This is a genomic window from Leisingera sp. ANG49, assembly GCF_059694505.1.
Window position 1 is genome coordinate 47,016 of record NZ_JCATZN010000004.1, and the last position, 26,215, is coordinate 73,230.

26 protein-coding genes are annotated in these 26,215 nt (G+C 63.0%); 8 read left to right on the forward strand and 18 right to left on the reverse strand.

Annotation, left to right across the window (positions count from 1 at the left end; all coding sequences use genetic code 11):
- Window positions 1-59 precede the first annotated feature (59 nt).
- Window positions 60-986, reverse strand: coding sequence for a tRNA pseudouridine(55) synthase TruB (truB, locus tag AC58NV_RS14070; RefSeq protein WP_497227691.1), 927 nt, complete (start codon window positions 984-986; stop codon window positions 60-62).
- 137 nt (window positions 987-1,123) lie between these two features.
- On the opposite strand from truB, the gene AC58NV_RS14075 reads away from it, so the two are divergent.
- The gene (locus tag AC58NV_RS14075) at window positions 1,124-1,777 is read left to right on the forward strand and encodes an RluA family pseudouridine synthase (protein WP_497227692.1); all 654 of its coding nucleotides are present in this window, start codon (window positions 1,124-1,126) and stop codon (window positions 1,775-1,777) included.
- Window positions 1,778-1,786: 9 nt separating this feature from the next.
- On the opposite strand, the gene AC58NV_RS14080 is transcribed toward AC58NV_RS14075, so the two are convergent.
- Window positions 1,787-2,341: a helix-turn-helix domain-containing protein gene (locus tag AC58NV_RS14080; protein WP_497227693.1), complete on the reverse strand. Its 555-nt coding sequence runs from the start codon at window positions 2,339-2,341 to the stop codon at window positions 1,787-1,789.
- A 105-nt stretch (window positions 2,342-2,446) separates the two neighbouring features.
- On the opposite strand from AC58NV_RS14080, the gene AC58NV_RS14085 reads away from it, so the two are divergent.
- Window positions 2,447-3,160 carry an AzlC family ABC transporter permease gene (locus AC58NV_RS14085; protein WP_497227694.1) on the forward strand — a complete coding sequence of 238 codons (714 nt, stop codon included), beginning with the start codon at window positions 2,447-2,449 and terminating at the stop codon, window positions 3,158-3,160.
- The gene (locus tag AC58NV_RS14090) at window positions 3,153-3,446 is read left to right on the forward strand and encodes an AzlD family protein (RefSeq protein ID WP_497227695.1); all 294 of its coding nucleotides are present in this window, start codon (window positions 3,153-3,155) and stop codon (window positions 3,444-3,446) included. Before AC58NV_RS14085 ends, AC58NV_RS14090 begins: the two co-directional genes overlap by 8 nt.
- Before the next feature lie 169 nt (window positions 3,447-3,615).
- Here AC58NV_RS14090 and AC58NV_RS14095 read toward each other — a convergent pair whose 3' ends face one another.
- On the reverse strand, window positions 3,616-5,055 hold the full coding sequence (locus AC58NV_RS14095; RefSeq protein ID WP_497227696.1) for an aldehyde dehydrogenase family protein: 1,440 nt from the start codon (window positions 5,053-5,055) through the stop codon (window positions 3,616-3,618).
- Between the two features lie 267 nt (window positions 5,056-5,322).
- On the opposite strand from AC58NV_RS14095, the gene AC58NV_RS14100 reads away from it, so the two are divergent.
- Entirely contained in the window at window positions 5,323-5,973 is a 651-nt protein-coding gene (locus tag AC58NV_RS14100) for a peroxiredoxin (protein ID WP_174146847.1), read from the forward strand.
- A gap of 69 nt (window positions 5,974-6,042) precedes the next feature.
- Here the strand turns inward: AC58NV_RS14100 and AC58NV_RS14105 are convergent, their stop codons facing one another.
- The 10 genes from AC58NV_RS14105 to AC58NV_RS14150 all read right to left on the reverse strand — a co-directional run bounded on the left by AC58NV_RS14105 (window position 6,043) and on the right by AC58NV_RS14150 (window position 19,205).
- The gene (locus AC58NV_RS14105; protein ID WP_497227697.1) at window positions 6,043-7,197 is read right to left on the reverse strand and encodes a rhamnan synthesis F family protein; all 1,155 of its coding nucleotides are present in this window, start codon (window positions 7,195-7,197) and stop codon (window positions 6,043-6,045) included.
- A gap of 51 nt (window positions 7,198-7,248) precedes the next feature.
- Entirely contained in the window at window positions 7,249-8,127 is an 879-nt protein-coding gene (locus AC58NV_RS14110) for a glycosyltransferase family 2 protein (RefSeq protein ID WP_497227698.1), read from the reverse strand.
- 81 nt (window positions 8,128-8,208) lie between these two features.
- Window positions 8,209-10,353, reverse strand: coding sequence for a polyribonucleotide nucleotidyltransferase (gene pnp / locus AC58NV_RS14115; protein WP_497227699.1), 2,145 nt, complete (start codon window positions 10,351-10,353; stop codon window positions 8,209-8,211).
- A 223-nt stretch (window positions 10,354-10,576) separates the two neighbouring features.
- Window positions 10,577-11,896 (reverse strand): M16 family metallopeptidase, encoded by a 1,320-nt coding sequence (locus AC58NV_RS14120; RefSeq protein WP_497227700.1) that lies wholly within the window; start codon window positions 11,894-11,896, stop codon window positions 10,577-10,579.
- The gene (locus AC58NV_RS14125; RefSeq protein ID WP_497227701.1) at window positions 11,893-13,236 is read right to left on the reverse strand and encodes a M16 family metallopeptidase; all 1,344 of its coding nucleotides are present in this window, start codon (window positions 13,234-13,236) and stop codon (window positions 11,893-11,895) included. The genes AC58NV_RS14120 and AC58NV_RS14125 overlap by 4 nt, the downstream gene beginning before the upstream one ends.
- 175 nt (window positions 13,237-13,411) lie before the next feature.
- Window positions 13,412-13,933, reverse strand: a complete 522-nt coding sequence (locus AC58NV_RS14130) for a DUF3035 domain-containing protein (RefSeq protein WP_366660097.1) — start codon at window positions 13,931-13,933, stop codon at window positions 13,412-13,414.
- A gap of 55 nt (window positions 13,934-13,988) precedes the next feature.
- Window positions 13,989-14,471: a signal peptidase II gene (gene lspA, locus AC58NV_RS14135; RefSeq protein ID WP_497227702.1), complete on the reverse strand. Its 483-nt coding sequence runs from the start codon at window positions 14,469-14,471 to the stop codon at window positions 13,989-13,991.
- Between the two features lie 16 nt (window positions 14,472-14,487).
- Window positions 14,488-16,077, reverse strand: a complete 1,590-nt coding sequence (gene purH / locus AC58NV_RS14140; RefSeq protein ID WP_497227703.1) for a bifunctional phosphoribosylaminoimidazolecarboxamide formyltransferase/IMP cyclohydrolase — start codon at window positions 16,075-16,077, stop codon at window positions 14,488-14,490.
- 24 nt (window positions 16,078-16,101) lie between these two features.
- Window positions 16,102-17,844: a heparinase II/III family protein gene (locus tag AC58NV_RS14145; RefSeq protein WP_497227704.1), complete on the reverse strand. Its 1,743-nt coding sequence runs from the start codon at window positions 17,842-17,844 to the stop codon at window positions 16,102-16,104.
- 98 nt (window positions 17,845-17,942) lie between these two features.
- Window positions 17,943-19,205, reverse strand: coding sequence for an RsmB/NOP family class I SAM-dependent RNA methyltransferase (locus AC58NV_RS14150; protein WP_497227705.1), 1,263 nt, complete (start codon window positions 19,203-19,205; stop codon window positions 17,943-17,945).
- 77 nt (window positions 19,206-19,282) lie between these two features.
- Between AC58NV_RS14150 and AC58NV_RS14155 the strand changes: the two genes are divergently transcribed.
- Complete coding sequence (locus tag AC58NV_RS14155) at window positions 19,283-19,474, forward strand: DUF1674 domain-containing protein (RefSeq protein ID WP_497227706.1); 192 nt, start codon at window positions 19,283-19,285, stop codon at window positions 19,472-19,474.
- A 21-nt stretch (window positions 19,475-19,495) separates the two neighbouring features.
- Complete coding sequence (locus tag AC58NV_RS14160; RefSeq protein WP_497227707.1) at window positions 19,496-19,828, forward strand: NIPSNAP family protein; 333 nt, start codon at window positions 19,496-19,498, stop codon at window positions 19,826-19,828.
- On the opposite strand, the gene dapB is transcribed toward AC58NV_RS14160, so the two are convergent.
- Window positions 19,829-20,638 (reverse strand): 4-hydroxy-tetrahydrodipicolinate reductase, encoded by an 810-nt coding sequence (dapB, locus tag AC58NV_RS14165; protein WP_497227708.1) that lies wholly within the window; start codon window positions 20,636-20,638, stop codon window positions 19,829-19,831.
- Between the two features lie 86 nt (window positions 20,639-20,724).
- Here dapB and rbfA point away from each other — a divergent pair, with 86 nt between their 5' ends.
- Both rbfA and AC58NV_RS14175 read left to right on the forward strand, forming a co-directional pair.
- Window positions 20,725-21,120: a 30S ribosome-binding factor RbfA gene (gene rbfA, locus AC58NV_RS14170; RefSeq protein ID WP_019295139.1), complete on the forward strand. Its 396-nt coding sequence runs from the start codon at window positions 20,725-20,727 to the stop codon at window positions 21,118-21,120.
- 17 nt (window positions 21,121-21,137) lie between these two features.
- Window positions 21,138-21,866, forward strand: a complete 729-nt coding sequence (locus AC58NV_RS14175; protein WP_497228148.1) for a phosphodiester glycosidase family protein — start codon at window positions 21,138-21,140, stop codon at window positions 21,864-21,866.
- An 8-nt stretch (window positions 21,867-21,874) separates the two neighbouring features.
- Here the strand turns inward: AC58NV_RS14175 and rarD are convergent, their stop codons facing one another.
- The 4 genes from rarD to acuK all read right to left on the reverse strand — a co-directional run bounded on the left by rarD (window position 21,875) and on the right by acuK (window position 26,158).
- The gene (gene rarD, locus AC58NV_RS14180; RefSeq protein ID WP_497227709.1) at window positions 21,875-22,777 is read right to left on the reverse strand and encodes an EamA family transporter RarD; all 903 of its coding nucleotides are present in this window, start codon (window positions 22,775-22,777) and stop codon (window positions 21,875-21,877) included.
- A gap of 170 nt (window positions 22,778-22,947) precedes the next feature.
- Window positions 22,948-24,360: a chromosomal replication initiator protein DnaA gene (gene dnaA, locus AC58NV_RS14185; RefSeq protein ID WP_497227710.1), complete on the reverse strand. Its 1,413-nt coding sequence runs from the start codon at window positions 24,358-24,360 to the stop codon at window positions 22,948-22,950.
- Between the two features lie 545 nt (window positions 24,361-24,905).
- Window positions 24,906-25,169: a 30S ribosomal protein S20 gene (rpsT, locus tag AC58NV_RS14190; protein WP_019295144.1), complete on the reverse strand. Its 264-nt coding sequence runs from the start codon at window positions 25,167-25,169 to the stop codon at window positions 24,906-24,908.
- A gap of 212 nt (window positions 25,170-25,381) precedes the next feature.
- Window positions 25,382-26,158 (reverse strand): acryloyl-CoA hydratase, encoded by a 777-nt coding sequence (gene acuK / locus AC58NV_RS14195; protein WP_174146863.1) that lies wholly within the window; start codon window positions 26,156-26,158, stop codon window positions 25,382-25,384.
- Between the last annotated feature and the right edge of the window lie 57 nt (window positions 26,159-26,215).

Here is a 26,215-nt window from a genome sequence, read left to right on the forward strand (position 1 = left end):
CAAATGTTTCGCGCGCGAAACATCCGGTCAAAGCTGCTGACCCAAAAAGTTACGCCTTGTTAACCGGCGCTTGTTTCCTGATTGAAGACCCGGCTGGGATGCAGGGCGCCCGATTTATAGACGCCAACCGCCACCGCCTGGCCGTCGAGCGAGGCCCAGGCCTCATCGCCGTATTCAACTTCATCGCTGGGCATTACCATGCCCGGGTTGCCGTTGCGCAGCCGGACTGCACCTTCGGGGGTGCATTTGACCTCAGGCAAATCGGCCAGCCCTTCCTCCAGCGGGCGCAGGTAGGCGTCCAGCTCCGGCGTGCGCGCCAGACGGTCGATCTCCTCCAGCGAAATCCCGTCTTCAGCCGCATCAAAGGGACCAGACCAGATCCGGCGCAGTTCCTTGACATGCCCATGGCAGCCCAGCGCTGCGCCCAGGTCACGGGCGATCGAGCGCACATAGCCGCCCTTGCCGCAGGTCATCTCCAGCACCACGTGGTCTTCGTCCGGGCGGTCCACCATGATCAGCTCCTCGACCCACAGCGGGCGGGCCTCGATCTCCACATCCTCGCCATCGCGGGCCAGCTTATAGGCGCGCTGGCCGTCGATCTTCACGGCGGAGAAATTGGGGGGCACCTGCATGATCTCACCCAGGAAGGGCAGCAGCGCATCCTTGATCTGTTCATCGGTGGGGCGTTCGGTGCTTTCGGCAATCACCTCGCCCTCGGCATCGTCGGTATTGGTCGCCTGCCCCAGCCGCACAGTGAAGGTATAGGCCTTCAATGCGTCGGTGATATAGGGAACGGTCTTGGTCGCCTCGCCCAGCGCCACCGCCAGAACGCCGGTTGCTTCGGGGTCCAGGGTGCCCGCATGGCCGGCCTTCTTGGCCTCCAGCGCCCAGCGCACCTTGTTCACAACCGCCGTCGAGGTCAGCCCTGCGGGCTTGTCCACCACCAGCCAGCCGGAAATATCGCGCCCTTTGCGTTTGCGTGCCATGCATCGTCCCCATGTGTCAGTGAGGCGCGCCGGTTACCGGATCGCCGGGACAGTGTCAATTTAACAAAGGCGCCGCCTGCGGGAAAGCCGCGCGGCGCCGCTTGCCCTTGCCCTGATCCCGCAGTAGGCAAGCGCCTATGGCCGTATCAAGCGAATACACTCCGCCGCAGGACCCGCTGGAGATCCTGCACCATGACGCCGAACTGCTGGCGGTGAACAAGCCTGCCGGACTGTTGTCAGTGCCGGGGCGCGGGGAGCATCTGGCCGATTGCCTGATCAGCCGCATCCAGGCAGTGTTCCCCGAGGCGCTGCTGGTGCACCGGCTGGACCGTGATACCTCCGGCGTGATGGTATTCGGCCTCACTCCGCATGCGCAGCGCCACCTGTCGATGCAGTTTGAGAAGCGCAGCGCGAAGAAGGCTTATGTCGCGAGAGTGGCGGGCCGGCTGGAGCCGCGCAGCGGCACCGTGGACCTGCCGCTGATCGTCGACTGGCCGAACCGCCCGAAACAGATGGTTTGCCATGAAACCGGCAAGCCCGCTGTCACCGACTGGCGGGTAATGAAGTATGAGGACGATGCCACACGGGTGCGGCTGACCCCCAAGACAGGGCGTTCGCACCAATTGCGGGTGCATATGCTGTCACTGGGGCACCCGATCCTGGGCGACCCGCTTTATGCAAGCGGCGCGGCATTGGAGCACCCGCGGCTGATGCTGCATTCCGAGGAGTTGCGGATCAAGCACCCCGACAGCGGCGAGTCGCTGAAGTTCCGGGTGAAGCCTGATTTCTGAGGGCGCCGGTCAGGGCGCCTCCATCACCATCAGGAACATCGTGCCGCTCCGCCGCGCCTCATAGGTATGCGGATGGTCTCCCGGAAAGGTGTAGTAGTCACCGGGCCACAGCTGTTCCTCCTGCCCCTCCGGCCCGGCCTGCATCTGGCCGGAACAGACCAGCATATGCTCTACCGTGCCGCGCGGGTGCGGCTGGGCGCGGCGGATCTCTCCGGGCTGCATCACCACCCGGTAGATATCCCGGCGCACGTTTGGCGGGCTGCGCGACAGCAGGACCGCGGCGAAATCGGACTGCTCCGACGCCAGCACCTCGCCCTCGCTTGCGCGGATCAGCCTGGTGGCCGGCGCCTCGGTTTCAAACAGCAGGCTCAGCGGGATATCTAGCGCCGCCGCCAAGGCCCAAAGCGTCTCCACACTGGGGTTTCCATTGCCTGCCTCCAGCTGGGACAGGGTCGACTTGGCAATTCCCGCTTTGGCCGCAAGGGCAGAGAGCGACATCCCGGCGCGGCTGCGCTCGCGCTGGATGGCAGCGGCAATCATCTGGTGAGGCGCGGAATCGTTCAATATTTCACCCAATCGTTCGACTTGACGAACATCCTGTTCGTTCGGTATGGAAGACTAACGTTCGGTATAGATGAATATCACACCTGTTACCATAGGAGCCTAGCAATGGCCGTTCAGCAGATCACCGCCCTGCCCGGCGCCCGCAGCCAGCTGATGGACGGGTTGCGGGACATTCTGCCGCTGGCGGTGGGCGTCGCAGTCTACGGACTTGCCTTTGGCCTGCTTGCCGCGCAGGCGCAGATGGACGGGCTGCAGACCGGGGTGATGGGCACCATCGTCTTTGCCGGCTCCTCGCAGATCATCGCCGTCGAGCGGCTGGTGACGGGCGCAGGAGCAGGCGCCGCCCTGCTGGCGGGCCTTGCGCTGAACCTGCGGCTCCTGCTGATCACCGCCTCGCTGCGGGATGAGCTTGCCGGACGGCCCTGGTGGCAGGTGTTGCTGGGGGTGCATCTGGCCACGGATGAGAACTGGGCGCTGATGCACGCCATGCGCGCCCGCGGCCATCGCGCGGGCTACTGGTATCTGGTGGGCGGCGGATTGGGGCTGGTCGCAGTCTGGGTGCTGGCCACTGTGGCGGGGGCCAGCGTCGCCACGGCAGTGCCGGAGCCCAAGGCCCTGGGCATGGATTTTGCCTTCACCGCTGCCTTTATCGCCATCCTGCGTTCCCTGTGGAGCGGCAGGGCCATGCTACTGCCGTGGGGCGGGTCCATCGCCACCGTGCTGCTGGCGGGCCTGCTGACACCGCTGGATCCCACCTGGACGCTGATCCTGGGCGGCGCGGCCGGTGCAGCCATTGCCGGAGTGCTGGGCAATGACTGAGACTTGGACCCTGATCCTCGGCCTGGCAGCGGCAACCTTTGCCGTGCGGCTTTCGGGCTATCTGCTGGGCCGGCGGCTGCCGGACCACGGCCCCTGGGCGCGCGGGCTGCAGGCACTGCCGGGCAGTCTGATCCTGTCGCTGGTCACCTATCTGCTGATGCAGGGCGGGCCTCAGGAATGGGCGGCTGGGACTGCAGCGCTGATTGTGGCGCTGATCACCCGCAGCCTGCCGCTGACGATGGGTACTGGAATCGCTGCAATCTGCCTGCTTAGAGCCTTTTTCTGATCTCATGACCCCTTGCCCGTGCGCAGCACGGGCCACACCCAAGTCCGAATGCAGCCCGGCGCAGCCGGGGGGCTTGAGGGCGCGGGAGCGCTACCCCTCCTGAACACATCTGGGCAAAAAAGAAAGCCGCCCCGAGGGGCGGCTCTCCGTTACGTCCAAAGCGAAGGGCTCACTCGGCTGCCCAGCCGCCGACGGCTTTCACTTCCAGGAAGTCCTCGATGCCCCATTTGCCGCCTTCGCGGCCCTTGCCGGACTGTTTCATGCCGCCGAAGGGCGAGCCTGCCGAGCGGGACTTGCCATTCATTTCCACCATGCCGGAGCGCAGCGCGCGGGCCATGCGGTTGGCGCGGGCACCGTCCTGAGTCTGCACATAGTTGGTGAGGCCATAGGGCGTGTCGTTGGCAATCTCGATGGCTTCTTCCTCGGACTCGAAGGGGATGATCGACAGCACCGGGCCAAAGATCTCCTCGCGCGCGATGGTCATCTGGTTGTTCACATCGGCAAAGACCGTGGGCTTCACGTAGTAGCCCTTGTTCAGCCCGTCCGGGCGGCCCGTGCCGCCGGCCACCAGTTTGGCGCCTTCGTCGATGCCTTTCTGGATCAGGTCCTGGATCTTGTTCCACTGCATCTCGTTCACCACCGGGCCGATATGGCGGCCCTGCTGGTCTGCCGGGCCGACCTCGACCTTGGCGGCCACTTCCGCCGCCTCGGCGACCACCCGGTCATAGATGCTGTTCTGCACCAGCATCCGGCTGGGCGCGTTGCAGCTCTGGCCGGTGTTCTGCATCATGTGCAGCACACCGCGCTTCACGGCTTTTTCATCGGCATCTTCAAAGATCACGTTGGCGCCTTTGCCGCCCAGTTCCAGATCCACTTTTTTCAGCGTCGGCGCGGCAGCCTGGGTGATCGCGATGCCCGCGCGGGTGGAGCCGGTGAAGGAGATCATGTCCACGTCCGGATGGGTGGTCAGCTGCGAGCCGACGCCCGGGCCGTCACCGTTCACCAGGTTGAAGACACCTGCCGGGAAGCCGGCCTCGTCCATCAGCTCGGCAAAGATCATCGCGTTGAGCGGGCTCTGCTCGGACGGTTTCAGCACCATGGTGCAGCCGGCCACCGCCGCAGCGCCGACCTTCAGCGTCACCTGGTTCATCGGCCAGTTCCAGGGCGTAATCAGGGCGCAGACGCCCACCGCCTCGTGAATGATGCGGTCGTTGGGGCTGCGGTCGTTCAACGGCGCGTCAAAGGGAAACTCCTTGGCCGCGGCGATGAAGTTGCGCAGGTGCCAGCTGCCGGCGCCCACCTGCGAAGTGCGCGACATATCGATCGGCGCGCCCATTTCCAGCGACATCGCCTGAGCCAGGTCCTCGGCGCGGGCCTCATACACATCGATCAGTTTCTCGACCAATGCGATGCGCTCCGCCACCGGGGTGGCCATCCAGCCAGGCAGGGCCGCCTTGGCCGCCGCCACGGCAGCGTTGGTGTCGGCTTCAGAGCCCAGCGAGATCACTGCGCAGGGTTCTTCGGTCGAGGGGTTGATCACCTCGAAATCGTTGGCGGCAGAAGGGGCGACCCACTGGCCGTTGATGTAAAAGTCGCGTTTCTCGATCATCTGGGAACTCCCAATTCAGAGGTGTTTCTGGTCCCGGCTTGCCGGTTTGGCGGCCACTCTGTCACTGCGCTTTGGAGTGGGCAAGGGGATTTGCGCATAATTTGATCAAATTATCGCACACCCTGTCAATCCTCAGCTTCGGCATTCGACGGCACCGCGAACAGGTGATATTTTGCGGTTTCCTTGTACGGCGGCTTTATCGTTGCGTTAGAGTACTTAAGTATCAGCCAAGACGACTCAATACTTAACTGACAAGGAGACGCCGCCATGGGTTTGCGCATTAACGACACGGTCCCCGATTTTACCGCGGAAACGGATCAAGGCACCATTACTTTCCATGACTGGATCGGCGACAGCTGGGCGATTCTGTTCTCCCACCCCAAGGATTTCACCCCGGTCTGCACCACAGAATTCTCGGTTGTTGCGCAGCTGGGCGACGAATGGACCAAACGCAACACCAAAGTGATCGGCGTTTCGGTCGATGGCGTCGAGGACCACAAGAAGTGGAAGAAGGACATCGAGGAATACGGCAAGGCCGCACCGGGCTTCCCGATCATTGCAGACGATGGCCTGGCAGTGTCCAAGGCGTTCGACATGCTGCCGGCTGAGGCCTACCTACCCGATGGCCGCACGCCTGCCGACAGCGCCACGGTGCGTTCTGTCTTCATCATCGGCCCGGACAAGCAGCTGAAGCTCTCGATGACCTATCCGATGACCGTGGGCCGCAACTTTGCCGAGATCCTGCGGGCGCTGGACGGGCTGCAGATGACTGCCAAGGGCGTCGCCACCCCGGCGAACTGGGTGCCCGGCGAGGATGTGATCATCCCGCCCACCGTTTCGAATGAAGAGGCCAAGGCGAAATTCGGCGAGTTCGAGACCATCTTCCCCTACCTGCGCAAGGTGAAGGCGCCGGAATAACGCCGCAAATCAATACGGCTGTGCAGGTAAACCTGCGCAGCCGCCGCACTCCGGATCAGGGACCAGGGGTCAGATTGCCGGAAACCCCGGTGCCTTATCCCGGCGAAGGGTCTCGGCCTCCCTGGCAATGACAGCACCGAAATCACCGCTCAGGGTCCTGGCGAACCGGATCGTTGTTTCCGAGCCTTTTTCGTCCAGCCAGCATGGCGACTTCTTCAGGAAGGCCGCGCCATACAGCCGCCGCATCAGGTCCGGCTGCACGTAGCTCGCGCCTTGAATCGCTACTGCTGTCAGCAGAAAAGCCGTCAGGTCCTCGGCGGATGCATCATCCGCCAGCAGCCGCTCCCGCAGCGCATCAAGACGCGGGCGGTCCAGAAAAACCGCTCCCCGCACCGCGGCCTTGATGTCCTCGTGCGAAAGTTCTGCCAGCCGTTGATCCAGGTCGCTTGGGTCATTTGTCATCCCATGGGAGTAACCGCTGGAGGTGATCCATTGGCTGAGGCCGATCTCGCCGCGGCGCACCGTCACCTTCTTGTCGCTGGTCAGCGGGAACCGTTCCCAGAACTTGATAAACTTCGGGTCTGCCATCAGCCGGCCCGACATCATCAGCGCAAAGGAACAATAATGGAAGTTCCGGTGCGAGGTGGTGTAGCTCCACCGGATGCTCCGGAAATCCTCGGGATCGACCCGGGCATGGCCATAGTTTGACACCGCCCCGGTAAAATCCAGCCCGGTCCTTTCTGCTTCGGCGAGCCAGTCCTGCGCCCCCGGCAGCGGGAACCAGGAGGAATCGTTGAGCAGCACCAAGCGGTCGATCTGCGCCGCCTTGTCCCTGGCCAGCAGGATGCCGTCGCGGTAGCCGCCAAAGTCATAACCGTAGTTGGACCGTTCCAGGCACAGCCAGCAAAGATCCAGAACCCGGGCCCGGTCTGCTTCCGGCAGCGGCAGGTTCGACACCACCAAGGGCGCATATCCGCGGGAGATGAGGTACTGCAGGGCTTCAATGTGCGAAGCCAGAACACCCTGGCTGGGAAAGATCAGATAGACGGCAATCCGCGGGCTGGGCACCGCCTTGCCCGCGGTGCAGCGGGAGTTTTTCGCCAGGAACCAGTCGTAGTACTTATTTCCGAAGACATAGGTGCCGATCCGGCTGGGCAAGAGCTTCAGCTGCGCCAGCGGGCGCTTCAGCTCTCTGGTGATCTTCCAAAGCGGGGGCAGTTTCATCTTTTCTGGCCTCTTTTTGTCTTCAAAGATCTGGCGCTTCCGGGCCAGGTCTTATACCCAGGGCGGCTGCCTGTCGGCACTCTGCTTTCCGCGGCTGCTGAGGATGGCACGGAAGTAATACCAGGCCTTGGCCCGTTTGCGTGCCGACAGGAGGTTGAGCGGCGAGATCAGCTGCAGTGCAGCCTCTCCCAGAGCGCGCATAAAGCCAAAGGGCTGGCCATGCTTGCGGGCGGCATAAACCCGCGACTGCCCCATATACCAGGCCTTGAGCGCCGCAGTTTTGGCGGAACGCTCGGTAGAATGACCCAGGAGGTGGCGGACCTGCGCGCTATAGACATACCGCAGCGGGCCGCACTCTGCCTTCAGGCGCAGGCTGAGGTCGTCGTCCTCGTGGAACAGGAAAATCTTGGGATCAAACCCGCCCACCTGTTCGAAGGCGGATCTGCGCGCCAGCAGCGCGCCCCCGGACAAAACCGGCACCTCGCCATCCTGTTTTGCAGCGTCGCGGCCCAGCCAGAGCGATTTCGCAATCAGCTTGCTGCGGCGCTTGAAGAACAGCGACCCGTCGCCTTTGACGATACGGGTGTTAAAGGCTGAGGCCTCCGGATGGGTATCCGCGGCGGCCAGCAGGTGCTCCAGTGTGTCCGGGAAAAGCTCGGCATCCGGGTTCACAAAGAACAAGAACTCGGTATCGGCTTGCTTCGCACCCTGATTGCACGCGCGGCCGAAACCCGCGTTTTCAGAGTTGGCAATTAAGCGGGCGCCATGTTCCTCGGCCAGGGTCCGGGTTGCATCGGCATCTCGTGACGCGTTGTCGACCAGGATAACGGAAACCCCGGACGGGATGGAGCGCAGCAGGTTTTCAACAATCACCGAGGAATTATAGGTGACCGTGACGATGGAAATACGGGAATTCAAAGGCTGGTCCATAAGCGTCCCGGCAGAAATTGAATAGCCCGGGGCACGGCTTATGCGTGCCCCGGGCTGTTTATGTCCGGTCAGAGGAGGGGATTAGTCCTGCTCTGCCTTTTCTTTCTTTTCCGGCTGGATTTCCTCGCCGGTTTCCTGATCAACGATCTTCATCGACAGGCGGACCTTGCCGCGGTCGTCGAAGCCCAGCAGCTTAACCTTCACTTCCTGGCCTTCCTTCAGAACGTCCGACGGATGGTTCAGGCGGCGGTTCTCGATCTGGGAGACGTGCACCAGGCCGTCACGCTTGCCGAAGAAGTTCACGAAGGCGCCGAAGTCGACGATCTTCACGACCTTGCCGGTGTAGATCTGGCCTTCTTCCGGCTCTGCCACGATCGAATAGATCATGTCATATGCCTTCTTGATGGCCTCGCCGTTCGGGCTGGCGATCTTGATCACGCCGTCGTCGTTGATGTCGACCTTGGCGCCGGACACTTCGACGATCTCGCGGATCACCTTGCCGCCGGAACCGATCACTTCGCGGATCTTGTCGGTTGGGATCTGCATGGTCTCGATGCGCGGTGCGTGGACCGAGAACTCAGAGGCTTCGGTCAGGGCTTTGCCCATCTCACCCAGAATGTGCAGACGGCCGTCCTTGGCCTGGGCCAGGGCTTTCTCCATGATTTCCGGGGTGATGCCGGCAACCTTGATGTCCATCTGCAGCGAGGTGATGCCGTTCTCGGTACCAGCCACTTTGAAGTCCATGTCGCCAAGGTGGTCTTCGTCACCCAGAATGTCGGACAGGATCGCATAGGAACCGTCGTCTTCCAGGATCAGGCCCATTGCGACGCCAGCCACCGGTGCCTTCAGCGGAACGCCTGCGTCCATCATCGACAGCGAGCCGCCGCAGACAGATGCCATCGAGGACGAACCATTCGATTCGGTGATCTCGGAAACAACGCGGATGGTGTAGGGGAAGTCGGTTGCCGCGGGCAGAACAGCCTGCAGCGCACGCCACGCCAGCTTGCCGTGGCCGATTTCGCGGCGGCCCGGGGAGCCGACACGGCCCACTTCACCAACCGAGTACGGCGGGAAGTTGTAGTGCAGCAGGAAGTTCGATTTGAAGTTGCCGTGCAGCGCGTCGATGAACTGCTCGTCGTCGCCGGTGCCCAGGGTAGTCACGACCAGGCCCTGGGTCTCACCGCGGGTGAACAGCGCCGAACCGTGGGTACGCGGCAGCAGACCGGTTTCAGCAACAATATCGCGGATCTCGTCGGTCTTGCGGCCATCGATACGCTTGCCGGTTTTGACAACGTCGCCGCGCAGGATGCTGGCTTCCAGCTTCTTCAGCGCGGACCCCAGGTTGGCGTCTTCCAGCTGCTCTTCGGTCAGAGCACCCTTGATGGATTCACGGGCGGCGGCAACAGCGGCGGTGCGCTCCTGCTTGTCGCTGATCGCGAAGGCTGCGCGCATCTCGGTTTCGCCAGCCGCCTTAACGGCTTCATACAGCTCGGAGTAATCCGGCGGGGTGAAGTCGAACGGCTCGTTTGCGGCTTCTTCGGCCAGTGAGATGATCAGGTCGATCACCGGCTGGATCTGCTCGTGGGCAAATTTCACCGCACCCAGCATTTCTGCTTCGGACAGTTCGTAGGCTTCCGATTCCACCATCATCACGGCGTCTTTGGTGCCGGCAACAACCAAGTCCAGACGCTGTTCCGGGTTCAGGCGCAGGTCCTGCATGTCGTCGACGGTCGGGTTCAGGACGTACTCGCCATCCTCGAAACCAACGCGGCAGCCTGCAATCGGGCCCATGAACGGCGCGCCCGACAGGGTCAGTGCAGCCGAAGCAGCGATCATTGCAACCATGTCCGGGTCGTTGACCAGGTCGTGGCTCAGCACGGTGCACATCACCAGCACTTCGTTCTTGAAGCCGGGGACGAACAGCGGGCGGATCGGACGGTCGATCAGACGCGCGGTGAGGGTTTCTTTTTCGGTCGGGCGCGCTTCGCGCTTGAAGAAGCCGCCGGGCACCTTGCCCGCAGCATAGTATTTTTCCTGATAGTGCACGGTCAGCGGGAAGAAGTCCTGGCCGGGCTTCTGCTGACGGGCAAAGGTCACGTTGGCCATGACCGAGGTTTCGCCCAGGGTGGCAATCACGGAGCCATCAGCCTGGCGGGCAACCTTGCCGGTTTCCAGTGTGAGCGTCTCTTCGCCCCACTGCATCGATTTTTTGGTGACGTTAAACATCTAGCGTATCCTAATTGGGAGCACTCCCGGCCCTCCGGGTCTCCCGTTTGCGTGGCGGCCCCATTGCCGCCGGCCCCATCTATCTTGCTTTCGCGTGCCGGGGCCTTGGCACATCGTCTCAGACAGGCCCGCCCATACAGGAGTTTCAGGCAAAATGAAAGGGAAAGCGGCAGCGTGCTGTGCAGGGGGTGCAGGCGCGGAGCTGAGCCGCGCCTGTCCCGGGTCAGTTGGTGGATTCCAGCCCCTCGGGGCGGCCCGCGATGGTGAAATGCAGACCGTCGGGGTCCAGGAACTCCGCCGCAAAACGCTTCACATCTTCCAGCGTGACGGCGTTGATGCGATCATTGCGGGTTTCCACATAGCTGATCGGCAGATCATCCATCTGCATTCCCGACAGAATCGAGGCGATACGGCTGTTGCCGTCAAACCGCAGCGGGTAGGCGCCGGTCAGGTAGGTCTGGGCATCCTTAAGCTCTTGCTCCGTCACGCCTTCCTCTGCCATCCGGCGCCATTCGCCACGGATAACCTCCACGGCCTCGGCCATCTTGCCGTTGGCCGAGGCCACGGACCCCATGTAGACCGCGGCCAGATCCCGCGGGACCAGATAGGAATAAACCCCGTAGGTCAGTCCGCGTTTTTCCCTGACTTCTGTCATCAGCCGGGTTTCGAAAGAGCCGCCGCCAAGGATCTGGTTCATCACATAAGCAGTGAAGAAATCCGGGTGCTCGCGCTCAATACCCTTTTGGCCGAACAGCGCCACCGATTGCGGGGTGTCGAAATCGACAACGGTCACCCCGCCCTCGATGCTCACCTGCGCCGGGCCGGGGATCGGTGCGCCTTGTTCCGGCAGCGCGCCCAGAAGATCGTCCAGCAACACGCCAAGCTCTTCGGCAGTTATGTCGCCAACGGCGCTGACATAGAGCCTGTCGCGGGCAAAAACGGCCTCGTAAGCATCAAAAATATCCTGGCGGCCAAGCGCGGCAACAGAATCCAGTGTACCTTTGCCGTCGCTGCCATAGGGGTGATCGCCATAAGCCATTTTGGCAAACGCAAGGCCTGCAATATTATTCGGGTTCTTGGCATCCGACCGCAGACCGGCCAGCACCTGCGCCCGGACCCGGTCCAGCGCATCCTGGTCGAATCGCGGCTGCAGCAGTGTCTGACGCAGCAAATCCACGGCTTCTTCGCGGTTTTCTGTCAGGAAGCGGGCAGAGATGGACACCGAGTCCTTGTCGGCGTCGTAGCTGAACTCCGCCGCCAGGGATTCCAAGGCCCGTGCATAGTCTTGCGCACGGAGATCGCCGGAGCCCTCCTCCAACAATCCTGTCATCAAATAGACCGCACCGCGCTTACCCGGCGCATCCAGTGAAGTGCCGCCGCGGAAGCTCAATTCGAGCGCAGAGAAGGGAATCGCATGATCCTCCACCAGCCACGCGGTGATGCCGCCGGGAGAGGTGACTTCCTGGATTTTGATTTCAGCCCAGGCAGGCAGCGCCAGGAACCAGGCGAGCAGCGCAGCGGTGACAAACTTCAGCAGGTTCATTGGGTCACCTCTTGGCTGCGCGTCATCCAGCCCGTAACCGATGTTTCCGGCCGCAGGACTTCACTTGCAGCAGCGATGATTTCATCTGCGGTGACTGATTGCAGGATCTTCGACCAGTCCTGCACATCCTGCACCGTCAGCCCGATGCTCAGCGCTTGGCCATAGCGGTTGGCAATCCCGTTCACATTGTCCCGGTCATAAATCTCTGCGGCGCGCAGCTGCAGCTTGATCCGCTCCAGCTGGGCTTCGTCCACACCTTCCTCAAGGAAACGGGCAATGGTGGCGTCCAGCGCCGCCTCCGCTTCCTCCATCCCGGTGCCCTCGGCGGGCACAATGAGCAGGGTGAAGGAGGTATCATCCAATGTGCCGCCGGAATAGAAGGCACCCGTGTAGACCGCGACCTGCTGGTCGAATTGCAGTGCATTTGCCAGATAAGAGGTGTTTCCGCCGCCCAGAAGCTTCGCCAGCAGGTAGAGTGCCGCGGCTTTCTGCTGGTCACCGCTATCCCGCTCCGGTGCCAGATAGGAGCGCTGCACATAAGGCTGCGCCACGCGCGGGTCCTCGAAGGTCAGACGACGGGCGGCGGTTTGCGGCGGTTCCTGGCTGCGGAAACGTTCCGGCAAGTCCGGGTTGGCCGGGATCACGCCGTAATACTGTTCCGCCAGCGTCTTCACTTCGTCCGGCCGCACATCTCCGGACACCACCAGGATGGCGTTATTGGGCGCGTAATAGGTGCGGTAGAAGGACAGCGCGTCCTCCATGTCCAGGCTTTCCATCTCATGCCGCCAGCCGATTACCGGCTGGCCATAGCGGTGATTAAGGTACTGCACCGCCTGCAGCTGCTCGCGGAACAGCGCCACGGGATCGTTGTCGGTGCGCTGGTTGCGCTCTTCCAGAATGACCTCACGCTCGGTGGCGATGTCCTCCTCGCTGAGGCGGAGGTTGGTCATCCGGTCGCTTTCCATCTGCATCATCAGCTCCAGCCGGTCGGCGGCGACACGCTGGAAATAGGCGGTGTAGTCATAGCTGGTGAAGGCATTGTCCTGGCCGCCGTTGGCCCGAACCGTAGCGGACAGCTCGCCCGGCGCCAGCTTGTCGGTGCCCTTGAACAGCAGGTGCTCCAGGAAATGAGCGACCCCGGACTGGCCCGGCGGCTCATCCGCGGAGCCGGCCCGGTACCAGACCATTTGCTGCACCACGGGCGCGCGGTGGTCCTCGATCACCACCACATCCATGCCATTGTCCAGGGTAAACGCGGTCACTGCCTCATCCTCAGCCCGTACCGGGGCGGACAAGGCGGCACTCAGCGCTGCGGCGGCCAATGTGATCCTTGGGATCATCTGGCATCCTCCAATTTCTGCACCGTAGCCCTTGCCCGGCAGGATGCGGTTACTGCTCTATTGTTCATTTTGTTCAATGCAGCCACAATTCGCCGCCCATTGCCAGCAGAAAGACTGCTGTCAACCTACGTCGCTGCTGGCGTCATGCAAGACCGGCTGGCACAAAAGTGAGCGTTCAGGACTCTTCTTCAGGCGGCGAAGAGGGGGTGGCCGCGCCGGCCTTGCGGAACTGTTCGCTGACGGCAAACGGGTCAATGCTCTGCTTGCGGTACAGCTGCTCGTAGCGGTCCACCGGCACGATCTTGATCCGGCCCAGATGGCGGTTGCGGTGGCGGAACTTTGCGTCCTCCGAGGCCAGCGTCTCGCGTACGCCCGGTTCGACACCATAACGGCTGGAGGCGGTGACCAGCGCCGCATCGCCCGACGGCACGCCTGCAGCGGGCACAAGCGCCCCCGGCTTACCGCCCAGTGCGGCTACCGCATCAGCCTGTGGGTTTGGATCGGTCAGGTTGCTGCCGCCAGGGGTCGGCGCCGGCAGCGAGGCATAGCTTTCAGGCGCGCTCAGCGGTTTGGAGGGCAGGATCAGAAACTCATCCGGACCGGACCCCGGCTTCTGCAGGACGCGCAGCCCTTTTTGCGCACAGCCGGACACTGCCAGCGCGCCAGCCAGAACGATCACTCCGAACGGGATCCGCATTGCCCCAAACTCCTGCCTGTTTCCCAGCGCTTGTAACGCAATTGCCTGGCGAGGTCTACGCAGGCTTTTTACGGCGCCCGTCAAAGAAGATAAGCCCGGCTGCGCCGGCAAAGATGAAGATATCGGCGACATTGAACACAAACGGGTTCTGGATTCCGCAGCAGGACGTGTTGAGGAAATCCAGTACATAGCCGTAGAGCAGCCGGTCCGCGACATTGCCAAGGGCCCCGCCGATCACCAGCCCGGCTGACAGTTGCATACCTCTTGATTTGTCATGGCCCCGGTGGATCCAAACGGCCAGGGCAATGCAGATCACCACCGACAATCCGATCAGGATCCAGCGGGCGGCCTCGTCGCCGCCGCCGAACAGGCCGAAGTTGATGCCGGTGTTCTCGCCGTAGCGGAAATTGAGGACGGGCGGCAGCACGTCGATCCGGTGGCGCTGGTCCAGCCCCATCCAGTGGACCACCAGGTATTTGCTGGCCTGGTCCGCCAGGAAGGAAAGGGCCGCGCCCCAAATCATCCAACGTGCTGCCATGACTTAGTCGCTCTGCTTAGTGGCGGAAGTGGCGCATGCCAGTGAAGACCATGGCGAGGCCTTTCTCGTTGGCCGCCTTGATCACCTCGTCATCGCGCATCGAGCCGCCCGGCTGGATCACGCAGGCGCCGCCTGCAGCGGCCGCTTCCAGCAGACCGTCCGCGAAGGGGAAGAAGGCATCGGAAGCCACTGCGCAGCCCTTGGCAAGGCTTTCCTCCAAATCCAGTTCGGCGGCCATGCGGCCTGCCTTGGCAGCCGCCACGTTGGCACTGTCCAAGCGGCTCATCTGCCCTGCGCCAACGCCGACGGTGGCGTTGTCCTTCACATAGACGATGGCGTTGGATTTCACGTGCTTGGCGACCTTCCAGGCAAACAGCAGGTCTTGCATCTGGGCATCGGACGGCGCCTTTTCGGTCACCACCTTCAGGTCCTCCATGCCGACGTAGCCCACGTCCTTGTCCTGGACCAGCATACCGCCGGCCACCTGCTTGTAGGCCACGATCGGCTTGCGCGGATCCGGCAGGCCGTCGGTCAGCAGCAGGCGCAGGTTCTTCTTGGCGGCAAAGATTTCCTTGGCTTCATCAGACGCACCCGGAGCAATCACCACCTCGGTGAAAATCTCGGTGATCTTGGCGGCGGTTTCCGCGTCCAGTGGCTGGTTCAGCGCCACGATACCGCCGAAGGCCGAAGTGCGGTCGCAGTCGAAGGCTTTCTGGTAGGCTTCGGCCAGAGTCGCGCCCTTGGCGACGCCGCAAGGGTTGGCGTGCTTGATGATCGCAACAGCGGGGCCTTCGGCCGGATCGAACTCCGCCACCAGCTCATAGGCTGCATCGGTGTCGTTGATGTTGTTGTAGCTCAGTTCCTTGCCCTGCAGCTGCACCGCAGTTGCAACGCCCGGACGGTTCGAGCCATCGGTATAAAAGGTCGCGGTCTGGTGGCTGTTCTCGCCATAGCGCAGCGTCTGCTTCAGCTCGCCGGCAAAGGCACGGCGCTTGGGCGCTTGCAGGTCCAGCTCGCCCGCCAGCCAGTTGGAAACTGCCGCGTCATAGGCTGCGGTGCGGGCATAGGCCTTTTGCGCCAGCTTGCGGCGGAAGCGCGGGCAGGTTGCGCCGTCGTGCTGATCCATATCTCCCAGCAGTTTTTCGTAATCCTCGACATCCACAACCACGTTTACGAAGGCATGGTTTTTGGCCGCCGCACGGATCATCGCCGGGCCGCCGATGTCGATGTTCTCGATGCAGGTATCATAGTCCGCGCCCTTGGCCACGGTGGCCTCGAACGGGTAAAGGTTCACCACCAGCAGGTCGATGGCGCCGATGCCATGCTCGGTCATCGCGGCGACGTGGGTGTCGTTGTCGCGCAGCGCCAGCAGGCCGCCATGCACCATCGGGTGCAGGGTCTTGACGCGGCCGTCCATCATTTCCGGGAAACCGGTAACGTCGGAGACATCCTTCACGGTGAGCCCTGCGTCACGCAGCGCCTTGGCGGAACCGCCGGTCGAGAGCAGCTCGACACCGCGCGCGGCCAGCGCCTGGCCCAGCTCGATCAGGCCGGTCTTGTCGGATACGGAAAGCAGCGCACGGCGTACGGGGTGAAGGTCGGTCATGGCAGGGCAGGTCCTTTTGAAGGCTCAGTCTAACGTCTCGGGTTCGTCCCGGTTCAGGTCTCGCACGGCAATGGCAGTCTCCTGCGCTTTGCTGAGCGTCCACCGGACGCGGGTGGCATATCCCATCGCCCGCCCGGATAAAACGATCTGCTTTGCCGCACGCGGCTTCAAGCGGGTCTTTTCCAGGAAAACGCTTGGCTCCAGCCGCAGCCGGCAGGCGCCGTCATGGCGGAACACCCAGATTTCCCCGCTCTTGAGCGCCATGGATACTGCTGCGCCGCCCAAGTCAAGGGTTGCATCCACCTCCGGGTGCAAATGCAAGCGGATATCGAAGCTCACCCCGCCATCCGGGTTGCCGCGGCTTACCTTGTCGAAGCGGGCCTTGGCCGGATCTTCCAGGGCCAGAAGCATGTCCTCTCCCGCCAGGGCGCGGCCGTCAAAGGACAGATCAAGGGTGCGGGCATGGGTCAGGCCGAAATGCGCGGCATAACCGTTGTGGCCGCCCTGAAACCGGAAACCGTCTTCCAGATCCATGGTGTCCAACGGCACGTCGTCCGGCGCCTCGATCAGCTCCTCATGACCGGTGGTCTTATGCGGCGCGGCCAGCCGGGCGCTGGAGTGGCCTTCGATGCACAGAGTGCTGTGCGACGGCGTCGCCCGCCCGGCGCGGCGCCATTCCACGCCGAAGGATTCGCCCGAACCGCAATTCACGATCAGCGGCCGGCGTCCCGAGGTCAGTTCAAACGCCAGGGTCGAGGCATGGCCGTTATAGGATGCTTTGCCCTTGGGCGGCGCCGAGGCATCCACGATCACCGAAGTGCGCCGCGCCGACAGCCGGGCAAAACCCATCGCCAGCCCGTCTGCATGACGCTCTGCCACATGGCTGGCGGCCAGCGCGTGGTCCAGGCGCCCCTCCAGTCCGCGGCCGCCGCCATGGAACCGTGCCAGCCCGCCGTCGCTGTGGCGCAGGGTGCGCAGGGTCGGCGCTATCCGTTCGATCGCGGCAATATGGGCAGCAGGCACCGTGCGGCCGGCCTCATGCAGGGCCGCGGCAGCCCAGGTCAGCAACGTAAATACTTCCAGCAGCTCTTCCGGATTGCGGGTCGGCAGACCGCCCTGCTCGTCGATCTGAGACTCGCATTCCGCCGCCAGCGCCCTGACCGCCGGATCCGCCAGTTCCTCCCGCCCCTGCAAGGCAAGACCCGCATAGATCAGGCCGCACAGCGCCTCGAACCGCGGCAGGCCGGGCGCGGCCCCCTGCCAGCGCTGCGACAGATACCAGGTCTGCTGCGCCAGAGAGCCATAGAACGCCTCGGTGTCTTCCTTTTCCTTGCCGCTCAGCAGGAACAGCGCGTGGTTAATCCAGCGGATCACCCGCCGCCCGGTCAAGTCCGGCAGCCAGGCCAAACCGCTGCCGCGCCCATGCTGCGCAATCCAGCCCCAAACCCATTTCTGCGCTTTCAGGCGGGCTTTAAAGTCGCCAACTGCTGCCAGATCGTCGAGCCAGGCAAACCCGTGCCGCTCCGCGTCAAAGGCCGTGTCCGGCGCGGCAACCTCCCACAGCCCGGTGTCAGGCGATTCGACCAGATAGCCGGCGAACAGCAGATTTCCCGCCACCAGCTGCCGCCCGCGGGCAAAACTGCCGATGGTGCGCGGCTCGGGCTGCGAGACAAAGCCGGTTGCCGCTGGCTGGCTGCGCGCCCGCCAGGCGTAATACCGGTTCAGCAGCCGGGTGCCGCGGCCTGCCATTCTGTCATATGTGGACATGCTCTTTTGCCTCACGCCAGGTTTGCCAGGGCGTTTTGGCAGGAGCATAGCGCGGGGTTTGCATCAAGTCACCGGCGAATGCCAGTGACGTCCCAGGGTCACGCGGATTTGCGCAAAAGGGCCATGTAGAATCCGTCCATGCCACCGCGGTCCGGCCAGTAATCCGGGCGCAGGCGCAGGCCGCCTTCCTCGGTGATCCACTGCGGATCAACACCAGGCAGTGCCAGCGCATCGCGGTCTGGCGCCATGTCCGGGAACATGTCCAGCGCATCCTCGACCTGGCATTCGCCTTCGTCCGGCAGCAGCGAGCAGGTGCAGAACATCAGCCTTCCGCCGGGTTTTACCAGACTCCAGGCATGGGCCAGCATTTGCGCCTGCAATTCGATCAGCGCCCCGAACTCGCTGCCGTCCTTGGCCTGCGGCAAATCCGGGTGGCGGCGGATGGTGCCGGTGGCGGAACATGGCGCGTCCAGCAGCACCGCGTCATACTGGCCGGTCTGATCCAGTGCGTCCCCCACGATCAGCTCAGCCTGCAGCCCGGTGCGCTGCAGGTTTTCCCTGAGCCGCGCAACGCGGCCTTCCGAGACGTCCACGGCCGTCACCGTGGCACCCGCGGCGGCCAACTGCATGGTCTTGCCGCCCGGCGCGGCGCACAGCTCCAGCACCTGTTCACCGGGCTGGATATTCAGAATCCGGGCAGGCAGCGCGGCGGCGGCATCTTGCACCCACCAGTCGCCGGCGGCATAGCCCGGAAGCGCAGAAACCTGGCCGGCATTGGAAAGCCGCACCGATCCGGTGGGCAGCATCTCACCGCCAAGCGCGCTCAGATCCGCATCCAGCTTGCCGGTGATATCCAGCGGCGCGCCGGCAAAATGAGCAGCCTCCATCCCCAGCATCGCCTCAGCCCCCCAAGCCTGCACCAGCGGCTTGCGCAGCCAGTTCGGCAAACGGGGCGTACGCAGCTTGGCCCATTCCGCCGGGCCTTCGTCTGCCACCTTGCGCAACACCGCATTGACCAGCCCCTTCAGCTGACCATGACGGCGGTGCTTGGAGACGATGGCCACCATCGCATTCACCACACCATGCGCCGCACCGCCCGAGCACAGCTCCACCGTCCCCAGCCGCAGCGCATTCATCACCAGCAGCGGCGGTGACTTTTTGAGGTGCTTTTTCAGCACCCTGTCAGCGCGTTCCAGGCTGCGCAGGGTTTCCGCGGCCAGCCGCTGCGCCCGGGCGCGGTCCTCCGGTGCCAGCTTATCCAGCGCGCCTGCAGCATAGCATTCCGCCAGCAGCCGCCCCTCTCCCAGAACCTGATCCAGCAGGTATACCGCAGTGCGGCGGGCGTGATTGGCATCGGACATCTGGCAACTCCTCAGGGCGCGGCTTGTTTGCGCGGGACAGGGGCGTATATCATGGGCGGAGCATAAAGGAACCCGCGATGAGCTACGATACCGCGACTGAACTGAAAGACCTGCCCCCCGCCGCCCTGCGCGCCCTGGCCGAGGCAGAAGAGCGCCGCAAGGCAGCCGAGGTGAAGGAGCCGCGCCCCAAGGAGCTGGGCGGCCGCGACGGCCCCGACCCCGCCCGCTATGGCGACTGGGAGAAAAAGGGCATCGCCATCGACTTCTAAGCAGCCGGAGCCTGAAACGTCATGATCCTGGAAATCCGCAGGTACACGCTGCATCCCGGAAAACGCGAAGAGTTCATCCGGTTTTTTGAAGCGGTGAACCGTCCTGCGCTGCAAGCGGCCGGCATGCTGGTCTTCGGCCCGATGCGCGATACCGAGGATCCGGACAAGGTTCACTGGATGCGCGCATTCCAGAACATGGAAGAACGCGAACGGATCAAGGAAGCTTTCTATGGCGGCCCGGTTTGGGCTGAAGTGGTTGAGCCAACTGTCATGCCCCTGATTGCGCATTTCGAGGCTTCGGTTGTCTCAACCACTAAAGGTTTTGAGGGGTTCAAGGGAACCCCGGAGCTGTAATCAAAGCCCCAGTACATCCACCATGTCATACTGGCCCGGCCCCTTGTCCTGGCCCCACAGCGCGGCTTTCAGCGCGCCGCGGGCAAAGATCGCCCGGTCGGTGGCCAGGTGGCGCAGCACGATCCGCTCTCCCGCTGCAGCAAACAGCACGTCATGCTCGCCCACGATGTCGCCGCCGCGGATGGCGGTGAACCCGATATCGCCGCGCTTGCGGGCACCGGTGATGCCGTCCCGGCCGGAATCGCGCACATCCGCCAGTTTCACACCGCGGCCCTCGGCAGCAGCTTCCCCCAGCATCAGTGCTGTGCCAGAGGGCGCATCCACCTTATGGTGGTGATGGGCCTCGATCACCTCAATGTCGAAATCCTCGTCCAGCGCGGCGGCGACCTTCTTGGTCAGCTGCACCAGCAGGTTCACACCCAGGCTCATGTTACCCGCGCGGATGATCACCGCATGGCGCGAGGCTGGCTCCAGCTGAGCGATCTGCTCATCCGTCATGCCGGTGGTTCCAATCACATGCACCGCGCGGGCCTGGGCTGCCAGCTTGGAAAATGCCAGCGTCGCTTCCGGCGCGGTAAAATCGATCACAGCCTGCGCCTTGGAAAACGCCTCCAGCGCGTCGGACGTCACGGTGACGCCAACCGGCGCGCCGCCCATGGCTTCCCCGACGTCGCGGCCGACCCAATCGTGGCCCTCACGCTCCACGGCTCCGGCTAGCGTGGCCTTATCGCTCTCCAGCACCGTCTTGATCAGCATCTGCCCCATGCGGCCCGATGCGCCGGTAATCACGATCCCTGGTTTGTGAGTCATTGGCCCATTTCCTTGTTCAAGCTGGTTTTGTCCTACATCGCCGGGCAGCGCTTGGCAAAGCCTGCGATCCGGCATAGATCGGAACTATGGCAAAGAACAAATTCCACGATGGCCCCGGGCCCTCCCAGCGCCAGCTTCGCGTCGGCGAACTGATCCGCCGCTCGCTCTCCGAAGTGCTGGCGCGCGGCGATGTGCATGACCCGGACCTGAACCGCATGTCGATCACTGTGGGTGAGGTTCGCACCTCGCCTGATCTGAAAATCGCCACCGCCTTTGTGCTGCCCCTGGGCGGCAAGGGGCAGGAGGACGTGCTGAAGCTCCTGGCCCGCAACAAGAGCGAACTGCGCCGGATGGTCGGCAAGAAGCTGGGTCTGAAGTTCACCCCTGATCTGCGGTTCCGGCTGGATGAGACCTTCGACCAGATGGATGAAACCCGCCGGATGCTGAGCCAGGACGCGGTGCGCCGCGACGTCGAAGAGTGATCCGCAGGGCCGCATTGCTGTTGACTGCGCTTTGGACCGGCCAGGCCGCCGGCGCGGTCGAATGCAGCGATGTCGCCTATGAGGGCAGCCGGTACACGATCTGCGAGACCGACGCAGCCAAGGAGCAGCTGCAGCTGTTCCTGCGCGATGGCGACGGCCAGGTCTACGGCCATTTCTCGACCTTGGAAGAGGCGTTGGCAAAGGACGGCAAGACGCTGGCCTTTGCCACCAACGCCGGCATGTATCACAGCGACCGCTCGCCCGTCGGCCTCTACGCCGATGAAAACGGCGAGGAAATGCGCCTTGTGACCAACGCAGGCCCCGGCAACTTCGGATTGCTGCCGAACGGTGTGCTTTGCATCCGCGACGGCCGGGCGGATGTGTTTGAAACCCTGGCATTTGAACAGGATGCCCCTGCCTGCTCCTATGCTACCCAGTCCGGGCCGATGCTGGTGATCGGCGGAGAGCTGCATCCGCGGTTCCTGCCGGATTCGGACAGCTACTATATCCGCAACGGAGTCGGCACCTCGGCGGATGGCAGCCGCGCGGTCTTTGCTATCTCGCGCAATGCGGTGACCTTCCATCAGTTCGGCAGCCTGTTCCGGGACTACCTGAAACTCCCCAATGCGCTGTATTTTGACGGCAATATCTCGCGCCTGCACGCGCCGCAGCTGGGACGCAGCGATGCCGGCTTCATGATGGGACCGATCGTGGGTGTGGTCGAGAAGGCGCCGGCAGGCGGGTAAGAGCCGCCTCAGCCGGGACGTTTGCGCATCTGGCGCACCATAGGCACAGTATAAATCACCAGCGCAGCCCAGATCATCGGGAAGGCTATCATCCGGGCGTGGCCGAATTCTTCCCCGAACAGCTGCACCGCTGCCAGCATGATCATCGTCGGCGCGATGTACTGCAGGATTCCCATGGTCGACAGCCGCACTAGCTTGGCGCCATTGGCATAGACAATCAGCGGCACGGCGGTGACGACGCCGCAGCCCAAGAGCAGCGCGGTGTCCGGGAGAGAGGCGCCAATATTGCTGTTTCCAGTGAAGGTAAGGTAGCCGAAGTACCCAAGCGCCGGAGGCAGAAGGATCAGCACTTCCAGCAGGAAGCCTTGGTTGGGGCCGATAGGAAGCGACTTCTTGAAGAAGGCATAGAAACCCCAGGTCAGGGTGAGGCCGACTGCCACCCAAGGCACCCGGCCCGCTTCCAGCGTCAGCACCACCACCGCAGCAGCAGCCAGCGCCACGGCGGCCAATTGCGCCTTGCTGAGCGGTTCGCGAAGCAGGAGCGCTCCGAGCGCAATACTGAACAGCGGATTGATGTAATAGCCAAGCGCGGCGTCCAGCGCCCGGCCGGCCGCAATCGACCAGACATAGATGCCCCAGTTTACCGAAATCAGCGCCGCGGTGATGCAGGCCATGCCGAGCATCCGCGGGTTCTTCAGCGCCGCCCGCAAATCCTTGGTGCGGCGCAGCACGATCAGCAGCGCGCCCGCCACCGGCACCGACCAGATCACCCGGTGAGTAACGATCTCAGCCGCTGGAACATGCGACAGCGCCTTCATGTACAGCGGCAGGAACCCCCACAGCAGATAGGCGGTGACGGCAAAGGCCAGACCGCGGGGCGTATCCAGGTTTTCAGCGGGTTGCGGTGTCATGCGGCGCTCCTGTTCAGAGCGCACTTATGGCTGATTTTGAACCGGATGGAACTTTGTTTTCCGTGATACCGGGTATTCAGCTGCGTTATGGGCCGCAGGCCCCCCTGCCCCGACAGAAAAAACGGCCCCGGAAACCGGAGCCGCAGTAGAACTTGGGGTGCGGATGCGCGTCAGGCTTCCAGGGAGCGGCGCAGCATTTCCACGTCTTCGGCAATCTGGCCGTCGGTCAGCTTCAGCTCCTCGATGCGCTTGACGCCGTGCATCACGGTGGTGTGGTCGCGCCCGCCGAAGCGGCGGCCGATCTCGGGCAGAGAGCGGCTGGTGAGCTGCTTGCACAGGTACATCGCCACCTGGCGCGGACGCGCGTAAGAGCGCAGCCGCTTGGGGCCGATGATGTCGGACATGCGGATGTTGTAGTACTCGGACACCTTGCGCTGGATTTCCTCGACGGTGATCTTGCGCTCTGAGGCGCGCAGCACGTCGGCCAGACAGTCCTGGGTCAGGTCCATGTCGATCTCACGGCCCACCAGCGAGGCAAAGGCGAACAGCCGGGTCAGGGCGCCTTCGAGCACGCGGACGTTGGTCGAGATCCGGTGCGCCAGGAACTCCAGCACGCCGTCTGCGATACGCAGGTCCGGGTAGGTCTCGCGCTGCTGCTGAACCTTGGTCTGCAGAATGCCCAGACGAAGCTCGTAGTCGGTCGGATGCAGGTCCACGACCAGTCCGCACTGCAGGCGGGATTTCACCCGGTCCTCCAGATCCTTGATCTCGCCCGGGGCGCGGTCGGCGGAGATGATGATCTGCTTGTTCTGGTCCACCAGCGCATTGAAGGTATGGAAGAACTCCTCCTGGGTGGAGTCCTTGCCGGCGATGAACTGAACGTCATCCACCATCAGCACGTCGACCGAGCGGAACAGGTGCTTGAAGTCCATCATCTTGCGCTCGCGCAGGGCCTGCACAAAGCGGTACATGAACTGTTCCGCAGACAGGTAAAGCACGTTCAGGGACGGGTTCTTTTCCTTCAGCTCCCAGGCGATGGCGTGCATCAGGTGGGTTTTACCCAGGCCCACGCCGCCATACAGAACCAGCGGGTTGAAGGTGACAGGGCCGCCCTCGCCAACCCTGCGCGCAGCAGCGTGGGCCAGTTCATTCGGCTTGCCGACGACAAAGCTGTCAAAGGTAAAGCGCGGATCCAGCGGCGCCGCCTGCAGCGCTTCCAGAGTGTCCTTGCCAGAGGCAGAAGCAGCAGAGGCCGTAGGCGCGGTCATGACAGCCACATCGCCTTCAGCGCTGCCATAAGCCTCTGCAGCAGCTGCAGGCTCTGCCGGGCGGGCCGGGCTGTTGGCTGCAACCCGGAAGGCCAGGCGCTGCACCTGCTCCCCGGACATCGTCAGCTCATGCAGAATGAGATCTGCAAAGTTCTGGCTGACATAGTTGCCCATGAAATTCGTTGGTACCTTGAAGACGGCGACCCCGCCGTCCACGGTGTCAAATTCAAGAGGCTCGATCCAGGTCGTGAAATTGTTCTGGCCGACCGTCTTCAACAGCCGGTTTCTGAGCTGTCCCCATTTTTCTTCTGTCATGCTGCGCCTCACGCATCCCCAAAAAGCAGCGGCCCATTTGCCGGGCCAGTTCTATTCTTTCCCCCAACCACCCGGGGGGCATTCACGCACAGGTTTACCGCGTGCGGGCCAGCAGTGGCCGCATTACCCGAAGGCTAGACGTTCGACTGCACGGAAAAAACAGCCGCAAAAAGCGGCAGATTCGCCGTTACGAACAGTATCGCACACAATTGAGACAAGGCTGCTGACCATAACCGATACAGCAGTGGATCCCGGCCAGATAAGCGCATCAAATACGCCTCGTGCCGAGCAACCTGGCAATCTTGATGCCCGTCAAGATTGCCGCGAGCAGCCTGTCCCCCCAGCGAGTGAATCGCTGTAACAGTGGTAGCAATTTGAGGGGGGCAGCGGCAACGAAACTATGATGTTGACTCTGCCTTTGGCGGTAAAGAATCTCCGGCGCCCAGCGAGTCCGCACAAGGGTTTTCCAAAAAAACAAGGCGCTGCAATCTGCAGCGCCCTAACAACTTCTCAACGGCCCGTGAGCCTGCTCAGCAGAGCGAATCTCAGGCCAGCGCCTTCACGCGTGCGGACAGGCGCGAGATTTTCCGGGAAGCGGTGTTTTTGTGATACACACCCTTGGTGACGCCGCGCATCAGCTCAGGCTGAGCGGCGCGCAGAGCGGCAGTTGCGGCTTCTTTGTCGCCGGAAGCGATGGCTTCTTCAACTTTACGCAGGAAGGTGCGGATGCGCGAACGACGGGCTTTGTTGACGGCAAAGCGCTTCTCGTTCTGACGTGCGCGCTTCTTGGCCTGGGGCGAATTTGCCATGGTGTCTGACCTTATCTTCGGGTTCTGTTTCTATCGGACGCAATGCCAGCCAGCCCCGGATCATTCACCGGTGTGATTCTAGCCTGAGCGGGCTGCACGCGCATGTATGAGGGCGGCGTTTAGCTAACTCTGCACGGAAATGCAAGGGCACCGGCCCGGAATGCGAAACGGCGGGCTGTGCTGCCCGCCGTTCCTTTGTCTGCTTAGGCAGCTCACTTGTCGCGGAACTGCGCCTCGCGCTTTTCCAGGAAGGCGGCCATGCCTTCTTTCTGGTCTTCGGTCGCAAACATCGAATGGAACACGCGGCGCTCGAACAGAATGCCCTCGCTCAGCGGCAGCTCATAAGAGCGGTTCACGGCTTCCTTGACCGCCATCGCGGTCAGCAGCGATTTCTCGGCGATCTTCTGGGCCGCTGCGGTGGCTTCCTCGATCAGCTTCTTGGCCGGCACCACGCGCGACACCAAGCCCGCGCGCTCAGCTTCCTCAGCGTTCATGAAACGGCCGGTCAGGTTCATGTCCATCGACTTGGACTTGCCCACATAGCGGGTCAGCCGCTGGGTGCCGCCGATACCGGCCACAACGCCCAGGTTGATCTCCGGCTGGCCGAACTTGGCGGTTTCCGCGGCGATGATGAAATCGCACAGCATCGCCAGCTCGCAGCCGCCGCCCAGCGCATAGCCGGCAACCGCGGCAATAACCGGCTTGCGGATCGCCGAGATGCGGTCGTTGGCATCGGCAAACAGATTGGTGGAAAACACCTCAGTAAAGCTCATCTCCGACATCTCCTTGATGTCGGCACCGGCGGCAAAGGCCTTTTCCGAGCCAGTCAGCACGATGCAGCGCACCTTGTCGCTGGCATCGGCCTCTTCCAAAGCATCGCAGAGCTCGCCAATGAGCTCCTTGTTGAGAGCGTTCATCGCCTCAGGGCGGTTCAGTTTTATGAGGCAAACGTGGTCCTGCACATCGACGTTGATCGTCTCGTAGGCCATGATTTCTCTTTCGGTTGTTCCGTTCAGATCCGAGTCCTTACCAAAAGGGTCCCTCTG

Bases quoted from the DNA above. Each gene is read 5' to 3' on its own strand.
- truB (WP_497227691.1), bottom strand. From the start codon at position 986: ATGGCACGCAAACGCAAAGGGCGCGATATTTCCGGCTGGCTGGTGGTG.
- AC58NV_RS14075 (WP_497227692.1), top strand. From the start codon at position 1,124: ATGGCCGTATCAAGCGAATACACTCCGCCGCAGGACCCGCTGGAGATC.
- AC58NV_RS14085 (WP_497227694.1), top strand. From the start codon at position 2,447: ATGGCCGTTCAGCAGATCACCGCCCTGCCCGGCGCCCGCAGCCAGCTG.
- AC58NV_RS14090 (WP_497227695.1), top strand. From the start codon at position 3,153: ATGACTGAGACTTGGACCCTGATCCTCGGCCTGGCAGCGGCAACCTTT.
- AC58NV_RS14095 (WP_497227696.1), bottom strand. From the start codon at position 5,055: ATGATCGAGAAACGCGACTTTTACATCAACGGCCAGTGGGTCGCCCCT.
- AC58NV_RS14100 (WP_174146847.1), top strand. From the start codon at position 5,323: ATGGGTTTGCGCATTAACGACACGGTCCCCGATTTTACCGCGGAAACG.
- AC58NV_RS14105 (WP_497227697.1), bottom strand. From the start codon at position 7,197: ATGAAACTGCCCCCGCTTTGGAAGATCACCAGAGAGCTGAAGCGCCCG.
- AC58NV_RS14110 (WP_497227698.1), bottom strand. From the start codon at position 8,127: ATGGACCAGCCTTTGAATTCCCGTATTTCCATCGTCACGGTCACCTAT.
- pnp (WP_497227699.1), bottom strand. From the start codon at position 10,353: ATGTTTAACGTCACCAAAAAATCGATGCAGTGGGGCGAAGAGACGCTC.
- AC58NV_RS14120 (WP_497227700.1), bottom strand. From the start codon at position 11,896: ATGAACCTGCTGAAGTTTGTCACCGCTGCGCTGCTCGCCTGGTTCCTG.
- AC58NV_RS14125 (WP_497227701.1), bottom strand. From the start codon at position 13,236: ATGATCCCAAGGATCACATTGGCCGCCGCAGCGCTGAGTGCCGCCTTG.
- AC58NV_RS14130 (WP_366660097.1), bottom strand. From the start codon at position 13,933: ATGCGGATCCCGTTCGGAGTGATCGTTCTGGCTGGCGCGCTGGCAGTG.
- lspA (WP_497227702.1), bottom strand. From the start codon at position 14,471: ATGGCAGCACGTTGGATGATTTGGGGCGCGGCCCTTTCCTTCCTGGCG.
- purH (WP_497227703.1), bottom strand. From the start codon at position 16,077: ATGACCGACCTTCACCCCGTACGCCGTGCGCTGCTTTCCGTATCCGAC.
- AC58NV_RS14145 (WP_497227704.1), bottom strand. From the start codon at position 17,844: ATGTCCACATATGACAGAATGGCAGGCCGCGGCACCCGGCTGCTGAAC.
- AC58NV_RS14150 (WP_497227705.1), bottom strand. From the start codon at position 19,205: ATGTCCGATGCCAATCACGCCCGCCGCACTGCGGTATACCTGCTGGAT.
- AC58NV_RS14155 (WP_497227706.1), top strand. From the start codon at position 19,283: ATGAGCTACGATACCGCGACTGAACTGAAAGACCTGCCCCCCGCCGCC.
- AC58NV_RS14160 (WP_497227707.1), top strand. From the start codon at position 19,496: ATGATCCTGGAAATCCGCAGGTACACGCTGCATCCCGGAAAACGCGAA.
- dapB (WP_497227708.1), bottom strand. From the start codon at position 20,638: ATGACTCACAAACCAGGGATCGTGATTACCGGCGCATCGGGCCGCATG.
- rbfA (WP_019295139.1), top strand. From the start codon at position 20,725: ATGGCAAAGAACAAATTCCACGATGGCCCCGGGCCCTCCCAGCGCCAG.
- rarD (WP_497227709.1), bottom strand. From the start codon at position 22,777: ATGACACCGCAACCCGCTGAAAACCTGGATACGCCCCGCGGTCTGGCC.
- dnaA (WP_497227710.1), bottom strand. From the start codon at position 24,360: ATGACAGAAGAAAAATGGGGACAGCTCAGAAACCGGCTGTTGAAGACG.
- rpsT (WP_019295144.1), bottom strand. From the start codon at position 25,169: ATGGCAAATTCGCCCCAGGCCAAGAAGCGCGCACGTCAGAACGAGAAG.
- acuK (WP_174146863.1), bottom strand. From the start codon at position 26,158: ATGGCCTACGAGACGATCAACGTCGATGTGCAGGACCACGTTTGCCTC.